This window comes from Yersinia artesiana (genome assembly GCF_902726545.1).
In the GTDB taxonomy this organism is placed as follows: Bacteria; Pseudomonadota; Gammaproteobacteria; order Enterobacterales; family Enterobacteriaceae; genus Yersinia; species Yersinia artesiana.
The window spans coordinates 1-10,644 of sequence record NZ_CACVAD010000088.1 but is presented as its reverse complement, the minus strand read 5'-3'; the positions used below and the strand labels follow the sequence as shown (position 1 = coordinate 10,644).

Sequence of the window (10,644 nt, the reverse complement as noted above, 5' to 3'; positions counted from 1 at the left end):
TATTTTTCAGATTATAGAGGGAACCCCTGTGATATGTACGATCCAGGAAGTTAAACGCAGAACCACAACAACCTATTTTATAAATGCCGGGCGGCGCAGATGATTTTGTGAGTGCTAAAAATAAAAATGACAGGCTTCGCCACCTTAACAACCATAACTCATTGATATTAGCTAAACTACACACACAAACCTACTAGGTTATTTTTTTGCCATAACTAACCTAGTAGGTTATATTTGTTGGGTGAAACTTGCTCAAGGATGGCAATGAAATGGAGAAACGGACTCCGCATACTCGTTTACTAAAAGTAAAAGAATTGGTATTGAAAGGGAATGTTAAATCGACTCGCACTGCCAGAGATGGCGCTGAGGAGCTGGGGCTAAGTTTTAGGGATATGTGTGATGTAGTTTGCGAACTGACTAGCGCCGATTTTTATAAAAGTATGACGACACATCAAGATTATACAATTTGGCAGGATGTTTACCGCCCTATGCTTTCTTGCGGTAGAGTTTATTTGAAAATCACGGTTATCGATGATGTTTTGATTGTCTCGTTTAAGGAGGTTTAATGATGAAATGTCCAGTTTGTGGTGGTGCAGAATTAATCCACGAAGCGCGTGACGTTCCCTTTACCTATAAAGGGCGTAAGCTCATCGTCGAAAGCGTGATAGGGCAACATTGCCCGGCATGCGGTGAAACAGTTCTGACTGAAGCTGAGTCCGATAGCTATGTCGCAAAAACGATGCTTTTGCGAAAAATGGTCAATACAGAATCAATTGCACCCGCATATATTGTGCAAGTGCGAAAAAAATTGGGCCTAAACCAGCGGGAAGCCAGTGAGATTTTTGGAGGTGGAGTGAATGCATTTTCGCGTTACGAAAAGGGTAAGGCCTTGCCACATCCATCAACGATAAAATTGCTGCAAGTGCTTGATAAACACCCAGAACTATTGAGTGAAATTAGATAGTTGTTGGAGAACAGCAAGATACTTTGTAACGTAATTTTTGCGGCTGAGGGGATAGGGGTATAACGCAACGCCTCAAATCCCCCCCCACTATTCACTCCGTTCATACTTAGCAGAAAGAGGGGTTTATTCCAGATTTTTGATAGTCAGTGCATCAGAGAAATAGTATCACGATGATTCTTGTATTTTCTGATGCCGGATAAAACCTTATCTCTTAGCTACGCCCTCAAATAAATATGTTTTTTCGAATATGTTCCAATCTTCCAGTAAGCTGTGTAAGCTACTAAGTCGTGATTACGGAGAACATCATGGCATTAACTTCCCTGCAACTATTCAAAAACCTGTCCGATGAAACTCGTCTGGGCATTGTGTTGCTGCTCAAAGAGATGGGAGAGCTGTGCGTGTGTGATCTCTGCACGGCGCTGGATGAGTCACAGCCCAAAATCTCGCGCCATCTGGCAATGCTGCGGGAAAGTGGGCTGTTGCTGGATCGCAAGCAGGGGAAATGGGTTCACTACCGCTTATCCCCGCATATTCCTTCATGGGCGGCTCAGGTTATCGAGCAAGCTTGGTTAAGCCAGCAGGACGACGTTCGGTCCATCGCCCGTAAGCTGGCATTAGCCAACGGCTCTGGTAGTGGTAAGGCAGTTTGTATCTAAAAAAAAAATTTACCATAATATATATGGTTTTTCGAATGTGAAAATAAAGGATTTAACGGCATATGACTCGTCTATGTATTGCAGTACGGGTGTCAGTGGTTTAGGTACAGAGCTACTGATTTGGAATAGCATGGGTTCCGGTTCTGGCGGCATAGCCCACTGGTATTGATACATTCAGGCAACTCGTAAGTTAATTTTTAATTATACAGGGCGGTGCTGCTGCTCTATCAGGAGATTTTATGTTACTGGCCGGAGCCATTTTCATCCTGACCATTGTGTTGGTTATTTGGCAGCCGAAGGGGTTAGGGATTGGGTGGAGCGCCACGCTGGGTGCCATATTGGCATTGGTTTCAGGTGTTGTACACATTGCTGATATTCCCGTGGTATGGAATATCGTTTGGAACGCCACTGCAACCTTTATTGCCGTCATTATCATTAGCCTGTTGCTGGATGAGTCCGGCTTTTTTGAATGGGCGGCATTGCACGTTTCCCGTTGGGGCAATGGGCGAGGGCGCTTGCTGTTCACTTACATTGTTCTGCTGGGTGCTGCCGTGGCGGCTTTGTTTGCTAATGATGGTGCCGCGCTGATTCTTACCCCAATAGTTATTGCCATGCTGCTGGCGCTTGGGTTCAGTAAAAGCGCCACGCTGGCGTTTGTGATGGCTGCTGGTTTTATTGCCGATACTGCCAGCTTGCCGCTGATTGTATCGAATCTGGTTAATATCGTTTCGGCTGACTTCTTTCATCTGGGGTTCACGGAATATGCCTCGGTGATGGTACCTGTGGATATTGCCGCCATTATCGCCACGCTGGTGATGCTGCATCTGTTCTTTCGCAAAGATATTCCACCAACCTATGACCTGGCCCGACTGAAAGAACCCGCGCTCGCTATCAAAGACCCGGCGACATTCAGAACTGGCTGGATTGTATTACTCCTGCTGCTGGTCGGTTTTTTTGTACTTGAGCCGATGGGTATTCCGGTGAGTGCTATTGCGGCAGTGGGGGCGGTAATCCTGTTTGCAGTGGCGAAAAGAGGTCATGCCATTAACACCGGCAAAGTGTTGCGTGGTGCGCCGTGGCAGATCGTGATTTTCTCACTGGGAATGTATCTGGTTGTTTATGGGCTGCGCAATGCTGGGTTAACAGAATACCTCTCTGGCGTATTGAGTTTCCTGGCAGACAACGGCCTTTGGGCTGCCACGTTTGGCACGGGATTCCTGACCGCGTTCCTGTCATCCATCATGAATAATATGCCTACAGTGCTGGTTGGCGCACTGTCTATTGATGGCAGCACTGCGTCTGGCGTTATCAAAGCAGCAATGATTTATGCCAACGTCATTGGCTGCGATCTGGGGCCAAAAATTACGCCGATTGGTAGCCTGGCGACACTGCTCTGGCTGCACGTACTCGCACAGAAGAACATGACGATCACCTGGGGATACTACTTTCGCACCGGGATTATCATGACTCTACCTGTGCTGTTTGTCACTCTGGCCGCGCTGGCGCTGCGCCTCTCCCTCAATCTGTAATGAGACTCTGATATGAACAATATTGCCATTTATCACAACCCGGCCTGCGGCACCTCGCGTAACACGCTGGAGTTGATCCGTAACAGCGGTACAGAACCGACCATTATTTACTATCTTGAGACACCGCCCTCACGCGATGTACTGATTAAACTCATTGCTGATATGGGGATCAGCGCACGGGCGCTGTTGCGTAAAAACGTTGAGCCGTATGAAACGCTGGGGCTTGCTGAAGATTGCTTTACTGACGATCAGTTAATTGATTTTATGCTGCAATATCCGATCCTGATTAACCGCCCGATCGTGGTGACGCCGCTGGGAACCCGCTTGTGTCGCCCGTCAGAAGTCGTGTTGGAGATTCTTTCTGATGCCCAAAAAGGGGCTTTACCAGGTTAGAGTTGAGAGGCAGTTTATGGCTCGCTGCGAAAAAAACTGAAATCAGTGGCGATTGATGTTTGAGAAACGGGCCACTACGAATGTGGCCCGCATACATTGATTAAACTAGAAGTTATATTTGACGCCTACAACCGCAGATGTATCACTATAACCTTTACCGCCCACCTGTTGGCCGACGTTTGCCCAGAGATTTAACTGAGGTTCCCATTGAGCTTCAACACCGGCTTTCAGTTCACCGATATTTCTGGTGCCATCCTGTTCAACTAATTTGCCCCCCATGCTGCCACCAAAACTTTTACTGTTATGGATCCAATTGGCTTCAACAAAAGGTTCAAATACGCGCTGTTTATCTTTATCAATATCACTATAACCATTGATATAAGAACGAAGCCCCAGGCGGGTCAGAATATTACCATCACCTTTACTACTTACCTGAGTATTGTGCGCATCGCTAAAACTATCGGCTTTGACGCCCATCCAGACAACCTGAGCTTTCGGCTGAAGATAAAATATTCTGTTATCTTCCGGTGATTCGCTCATTTTGAAGGTATATCCCACCTCGGCCGAGGCCGTGACACCGCTGGACTTATAGTTTTCACTGGCGAAACTTTCACCGCTAACCGTATTATTAAACCAGTTATATAGCGCCCAGGTATCAACATAAGTGCCGTTCTTATCGGCATCATTGTCATACCAGGTGCCATATAACCCGGCACTATAGCCGTCAACTTTACCTTTGGACCCGATACCGGTAACCCGTGAGTGGGTATTGCTTTGCTGATTGGCATAACCCGCCATCACCCCTAAATGCCAGCGATTGAGATTATCATCACTCCATTGGGCAATATCACCGCCTAACTGCAACACGTAACGATTGCTTTGGGTTTTCAATTGTCCAGATGTATCACGGGAGCGGTTATGCCCACCGACCTGGCGCATCCACAGACTGGTCACTTTCTCTTCGCCCGTTAAGGCATCGATATATTGAGTTTCACCTAAGCGGTCATGCAGTCGGGTCATAAATAATGTATTGGCCCCGGCAATATTTGCCGCATAACTGCTTATCTCAGGCCGTAAAATTGATGGTTTTGAAGGATCTAGCGGATCGATTAGCTCTGTCGGGGTATCGTTTAGCTGGCTGGTCAAATACCAGTTGCTTGCATTCACTCCATTCCCACGACCTAAGCTATATTCATAAGCCCCTGCAACAATACGGCCATTTTGCGTAAACGTTCCGGCAGAATCGCCACCAACATGTACAACCTCAATACCATTGAGAGTTTCTGCGCCCTGACCACTCATATTAGTCACGGTGACTACAGTATTGCCTTGAGTGTTACCGTCAACAATGAGTTTATCTGTCAGTGAGTTATCATCACCCAGAACAGTATTAAGATACAGATTGCCATTATTCCCTTGATAATCGCCACTGACATGCAGTTGATTACCGGCAGACGTTGATGCTGAACCAATATAAGTTGAACCGCTATTAATGAGATTGCCACCGACCATAAAAGTCGTCGCTGGTGATAATGAACGGGTGACCGCTCTGTCACCTACGTATAACGAACCCAGATTATCAATATGACCGGCAACACCGCCATAGCCTGACATAAAGCTATTATTGGCAATATTGACTTGCTGACTTGCCAGTGTGATTGGTGTATGACTATTGCCTAATGTGACCCCACCCTGTTGAATATCTGTCAAGCCGGTGTAAGTCACATTTCCCATTAAGGTCAGCACTGCCTGGCCTAATTTAGTTAAATTACCAACACCACTGACATTATTTAACAACGCCCAGTGAGAGTTGGCATTCAATACCAACTCCCCGTTATCTTCAACATCAGCACTGCCAAGATGTTGGGCCTGAGATGCTATTAATACAGCGGTATTATCAATTTGATAGCGTCCGGAGAATGATGTGTTATTACCTTGTAATTCCACCCGGCTATTGTTCAGCTTAACATCACCGCTGTTGCTAAGATTATTAACGAAATCGCCGGTTGCTCCCGTCAGATTAAGTTTACCGGCATTATCAATATCACCTGTGCCTAAGCCGCTGATATGATTCAGACTAACTTGAGCGATATGGGCAATCTCAGTTTTGGCTGAGAGTTGCTCATTAGCACCATTTACTGTTAGCACATCATCCGCAACGGTTAAGGTTCCTGCTCCAGTCAAATGACCATCAGAAATACCACCTTGATTAATAGTCAGGTGACCACCACTCAAGTTAACCCATGTTCCCAACGCGCTTTCAAGTTTACCAATGGCCTGACTAAAAGCGGCCATTTCAAATATACTTTGATTGCTCAACTGCAATTTTTCAGTATTACCCAGTACGTTATTCGCCTTCATCAATAAGGTTCCAGAACGAATATCAGTAATACCGGTATAGCTATTAAGTGCGTTTGATAACGAAACAGTTTTTCCAACACCCGTATCGATGGATAAATCTCCGCTACCCATTATTTGGGCACTAAGATCAGCGGCTACGCCGGTTTTTCCACCCGAACTGAGAGTTAAAGCATTGGCACCATCGCTTAACAATTCCACCTGGGTTAAGCCATAGTTCACATACAAACCATCATTATTGGCTCCGTTTGTTAATCGATAATCGTAAGTACCATTAGCAACGTGCACGCCATTTTGCTCGATGTTTGCCATTGTTTTATCAGTTATTACGGTATTAGTCCGATTATCAATCAGTTGTAATGCTCCACCACTACCAGTGACAACGCCAAGGGAGTCCGCCAGTTTGAGCAGCAGATTGCCATCATCTTGTTCCATTAACGCAGTTACATCGGCCGACGGCGTTGAAGATGGTAGGTAGCTTTGGACGCTTTCAATATTAATGCCGACTTTGCCGGTACCTGCCAGGTTCAATATATTACTGGTCTGGATTTGACTTTTTTCCGGCTGACCCGGTGTACCGGTATTGAAATTAAGGGTACCGCCGTCAAAAATCAGCCCGCCGATATTTTGTTGGCTATCACCAACGTGAGTCACACTATTTTGCCCTAATTTCAATGTGGCTTGGGTTAGCGCCTCGGTATTACCATCCTGCAATTGGAAAGTGCTGTGCCCCAATGCCACTGTGCCAGCAAAACCATCGGCATAGTTATTCGCGGTGAAATCAAAACTCTGGCCGGAAGTATTGACACTAAGGACACCAAGGCCCGATAAATGGCTATTGAAAGCTACGGCATTATCATTAATAACGGCAAGCTCGCTGCTGGCATCAATGCTATAACCTGTATCCGCAGAGTCATCTTTAGCATCACCCAATGCCAATAAAGTGTTGTCTAGTGTCATTGTCGAATAATTTTTTAATTCAACTTGCTCCATGTTCAAAATAGTATTGGTATTCAGAACACGATAAACCGAATTATCCAGTTGCAGAGTATCGTGGCCAGCACCGCCATTCAGTGTGTGGAATAACGTACCTTGCTCGCTGGCCTTGATATCTTTTAAGAAAAATCGGTCATCGCCAGCACTGGTTTTAAAGTCAGTACCCTTGCTGCTACTCATCAGCGTAATACTATTATCCAGGTCATTCAGCAGGTTGACCTGACCACTAATAATAGCGTTCGCCGCATTAGTAAATGCGACCGCCGGGCCGGATAAGGTTTGCAGAGCTAATTGTGTGGCGCTTGCCGCTAAAATTTGGCCGTAATTAGTAAAGGTACTGACGTGACCATTATTGATATCAACGACTGAAACGCCATTTTCTGTGGATTTTGATTGTAGATTACCGTGCTGATTCACTGTACTGCTGATACCAGCCACGACTAATGCTGAACCGCCTGTTGTCTGATTAACATTTATATTGGCTCCGCTGGTAACATTGGCGGAAGAATTGGTCATCAAACCTTGCCCACTGGCTGAATTAACGTTAATCGTTAGCCCGTCAGTGCCCGCTAAATTCAGCTCAACATCAGTCATTTTATTTCCGGCGATATTCTTCTCAAATAAGAAGCCGGTGCCGTTAGTCCCTTCGACATTGATGGTCACATTATCAGTTTGTGCTAACGCGGTTGCTGTACGTATCCCCGCGCCTGAACCAACATTAATGATGGCATCACTCAATTTGATCTGACTAATTTCAGCGGTGTTTTCTATGCCGTTTCCGCTTCCAAGCATATCAATAATTGCGCGCTCGATAGTCAAGCCCTTCGCACCGGCCTGTAATAGCACGCCATGAGCGGTGCCGCCTGCTTTTGTCTGACCCGTTCCGTTCAGGGTCAGTGAAGCACCGCTATCAATTAAATAGGCGGCTGTTTCATCTGTCGCTTCAATGGTGCTGGTGTTATTAACTTTTGCGCTCTCACCTTTAATATGAACAGCAGTGCCTTTAACCTTTATGTCTCCCTGATTATCCAGTATTCCATTATCGACCAGCACTCCGGTCTTACCTGTTCCACTGGTTGAGAAATCAAGGCTGCCTTTATGAATCAGAGTTCCGTTATTACGGGCAATATAACCAAAAGCACCATCAACAGAATGGGCCGAACCTAATTGAGCGAAGCTGGTTAAAATAGAATTGGTGCTGAAACTCTCCGGCATTTCAAGGCCATCAATACCATAATATTTACCGTCAACAACACCGGCTGTCGCACCATTACCTGCGACCCGAATAATATCGGCAGTTGCGGTGATAGTAGCGCTTGCTCCACCTTCTACGCGAATACCGGTAGAACCTTCGCCGTTAACATCCATTTTTAGTTTACCCGAAGTGAAGTTACTGGCAGTGCCGGTATCTTTATCCGTTCCTGTTACTAAAAATAGAGTGGTATCTTTTGATTGAGCGGTCAGTTGTGAAGATAAATCAATGACATCAGAGCCGACAAAACTGGCTCCGCCGTCCAGGCGATATAGTGTTGAACCATTAGTCGTTAAGGTTTGAGCTTGAGATGTACTATTGAGAATCTGAGAACCCAGGCCGTGAACGAAATAGCCAATCTGATTATCGCCATCAACAAAATTAACTTGGGCGTTACCTTTGACATCAATCTTGGCACCATTACGGGCATGTACACCGATGGCACCTTCGCCTTTCAGATTAACTTGCCCCTGTATTTCAGCGGCAGCGTCACGGCCTTCAACCCAAATACCAAAGTTTCGCGTGCCATTAGAAATATTGGCACCACCTTCAATATTAATACTGCTGGTTGAACTGGTGCTTGCCGAGGCATTCTTGTTGGTGGATAACACTTTTAAAGCTACGGCATTAACGCCATTAAGTTCGATAAGACCATTATGATGAATATCGGTATCACCGGTGTTTTCGGCCCACATCGCCACATTTTGTAACGGATGATCTGATGCATCACCATTAATAATGATTTGACCGTTATTCGCCAGAGAGGTGCCGACTTTGTCTCCAGTCGCAATCATCCCGATTGCATTTTCAGTTTTACTACCAATGGTAATACGACCATTATTGGTCGCCGTTCCTTCAATCAGGCGAATACCCTGTTGTGAGCGTTTATTGGCGGTATCACTGACATTCTCTGGGTTATCAATATCATATTGTGCAGCCCGGCCAATATAAATTTGCCCACCAGAGTCATTGGTAAATGCAGTGCCGATGCCATCAACAATGACACCTGCAAGATCGGAATCAAGAAAGTTATTGTTAACACCAATATTCATTATTCCGTTATTACTCGCCGTTGCACCGGACGTTGTTTTAATCAGATAATTGGTATCGAGTATTGAACTGGCATTTTCAGCATAGCTCCATCCGGCCAGGTTCATAATGCCATTGTTGGTAAAACCGGCATTTGCACCCTCAACTGTGACGGCAAAACCTTGTACATAAGCGAAACTATTGGGGTGCGGATGCAGTGATGTGGTATCCCAATTATCACCAACGAGGTAGCCACTCGATATAATTCCGTCATTAATCCCAGAACTATCCTCCATAATTCTCATCAGGTAATACTGGCCGGAAAGTTGTGCACCTTGTTCGACTTCAATATGGCCGCCATTTTTAGCGACCATCGTGCCTAAGTAGCTAATTCGCGTATCTAACTGCCCACCATCCTTAATAATTCCTTTTGCGCCATGACCATCGGCAACAATCACCGCGCTATCGCCAACGGCCATAGTGACTTCATCACCAGGAGTGACGCTATAGTCGAAACTGCCGTTTTTTTCGGTAAAGGTGACGCCCTGCGCTAATGCCGTATCGTAGGCTTGTTGTGATGTTAATTTGCCTTGTTTTAGAGCTTGAATAAGAACATCGTTATAAGCTTTTAACTCTGCCGCATTATTGACGGTATAGCTGTTGTTATCAAAACCGATAAAAGAGCCTTGATAGTTGGGCGTGCTATATTCGAAATGCGTGGTGCCAATTCCAGCTTGTGCCGGGCTCCAAACTTCAAACACCAACATATTCTTTGATGTCCATTCGACGGTGCTATTGTTCCCTTTAGCTACCGTTAAGAAACTCTGTTTGGCGGCCATGGTTATTTTGTTTTCATCAGCCGTTGACGGTAAGGTAGAATCACCTAAATTAACGACCAGCGTCCCATCTTCGACAGTGCCGAAACGTGTGTTTATATATTGCTGTCCATTAACATCATGCGGGGTCGCAGTAAACCAATAATTGGATGCTCCCCAATCTGATGAACTAATTTTACTGCTATCATAGGTCGCAACAACGATATTTGATCCAGTAATATTATCCCAGGTGGTCACGCCATTGGTTTTATCACCCAACATTAAATGTTCTTGACCATTTGCAGCCGAATAAAGCTCGCCAAGCAACTTGCTGATATATCCCGTTTCGCCTTGAATAATTGTAGAAGGATCACCAATTAGTGTGACTCTATCCCCATTATTGACATAAACGGCTCCAACTTCGTTATCATTTGTCACAGGTGCATATTGGTTCGTAATGGTACAACTACCATTATTAGTTACAGCTATACCACCTTGGGTGCCATCCGCAGTTTGGCAACTGGAGGCATTGGCGGTATTTGAGAAGTGCAGCGCGCCACTACAGGCGATAATAACACCTATAGCGACTTTAGTGAGTTTAATACCACTGATTATATTACCAATGTTCAGAAAAGAGTTATTTATTAAATGA

Annotated in this window: 6 protein-coding genes; 5 read left to right on the top strand and 1 reads right to left on the bottom strand. The window is 45.4% G+C overall.

Features of this window, described 5'->3' with window-relative positions; all coding sequences use genetic code 11:
* The first annotated feature begins 269 nt into the window (after window positions 1-269).
* The 5 genes from HU019_RS19675 (at window position 270) to arsC (ending at window position 3,542) form a co-directional block, all read left to right on the top strand.
* Window positions 270-566 (top strand): type II toxin-antitoxin system MqsR family toxin, encoded by a 297-nt coding sequence (locus HU019_RS19675; RefSeq protein ID WP_174847776.1) that lies wholly within the window; start codon window positions 270-272, stop codon window positions 564-566.
* Entirely contained in the window at window positions 566-964 is a 399-nt protein-coding gene (locus HU019_RS19670; protein ID WP_174847775.1) for a type II toxin-antitoxin system MqsA family antitoxin, read from the top strand. The genes HU019_RS19675 and HU019_RS19670 overlap by 1 nt, the downstream gene beginning before the upstream one ends.
* Window positions 965-1,269: 305 nt before the next feature.
* Complete coding sequence (gene arsR, locus HU019_RS19665) at window positions 1,270-1,620, top strand: As(III)-sensing metalloregulatory transcriptional repressor ArsR (RefSeq protein WP_174847774.1); 351 nt, start codon at window positions 1,270-1,272, stop codon at window positions 1,618-1,620.
* Between the two features lie 239 nt (window positions 1,621-1,859).
* Window positions 1,860-3,149, top strand: coding sequence for an arsenic transporter (locus HU019_RS19660; RefSeq protein WP_174847773.1), 1,290 nt, complete (start codon window positions 1,860-1,862; stop codon window positions 3,147-3,149).
* 12 nt (window positions 3,150-3,161) lie between these two features.
* Window positions 3,162-3,542, top strand: coding sequence for a glutaredoxin-dependent arsenate reductase (arsC, locus tag HU019_RS19655; protein ID WP_174847772.1), 381 nt, complete (start codon window positions 3,162-3,164; stop codon window positions 3,540-3,542).
* A 105-nt stretch (window positions 3,543-3,647) separates the two neighbouring features.
* Here arsC and HU019_RS19650 read toward each other — a convergent pair whose 3' ends face one another.
* Window positions 3,648-10,430, bottom strand: a complete 6,783-nt coding sequence (locus HU019_RS19650) for an autotransporter outer membrane beta-barrel domain-containing protein (RefSeq protein ID WP_217450951.1) — start codon at window positions 10,428-10,430, stop codon at window positions 3,648-3,650.
* Window positions 10,431-10,644: the final 214 nt, after the last annotated feature.

What these genes read in the sequence shown, in the direction of transcription:
- HU019_RS19660 (WP_174847773.1), top strand. Translation starts at nt 1,860, where the DNA reads ATGTTACTGGCCGGAGCCATTTTCATCCTGACCATTGTGTTGGTTATT.
- arsC (WP_174847772.1), top strand. Translation starts at nt 3,162, where the DNA reads ATGAACAATATTGCCATTTATCACAACCCGGCCTGCGGCACCTCGCGT.
- HU019_RS19675 (WP_174847776.1), top strand. Translation starts at nt 270, where the DNA reads ATGGAGAAACGGACTCCGCATACTCGTTTACTAAAAGTAAAAGAATTG.
- HU019_RS19670 (WP_174847775.1), top strand. Translation starts at nt 566, where the DNA reads ATGATGAAATGTCCAGTTTGTGGTGGTGCAGAATTAATCCACGAAGCG.
- arsR (WP_174847774.1), top strand. Translation starts at nt 1,270, where the DNA reads ATGGCATTAACTTCCCTGCAACTATTCAAAAACCTGTCCGATGAAACT.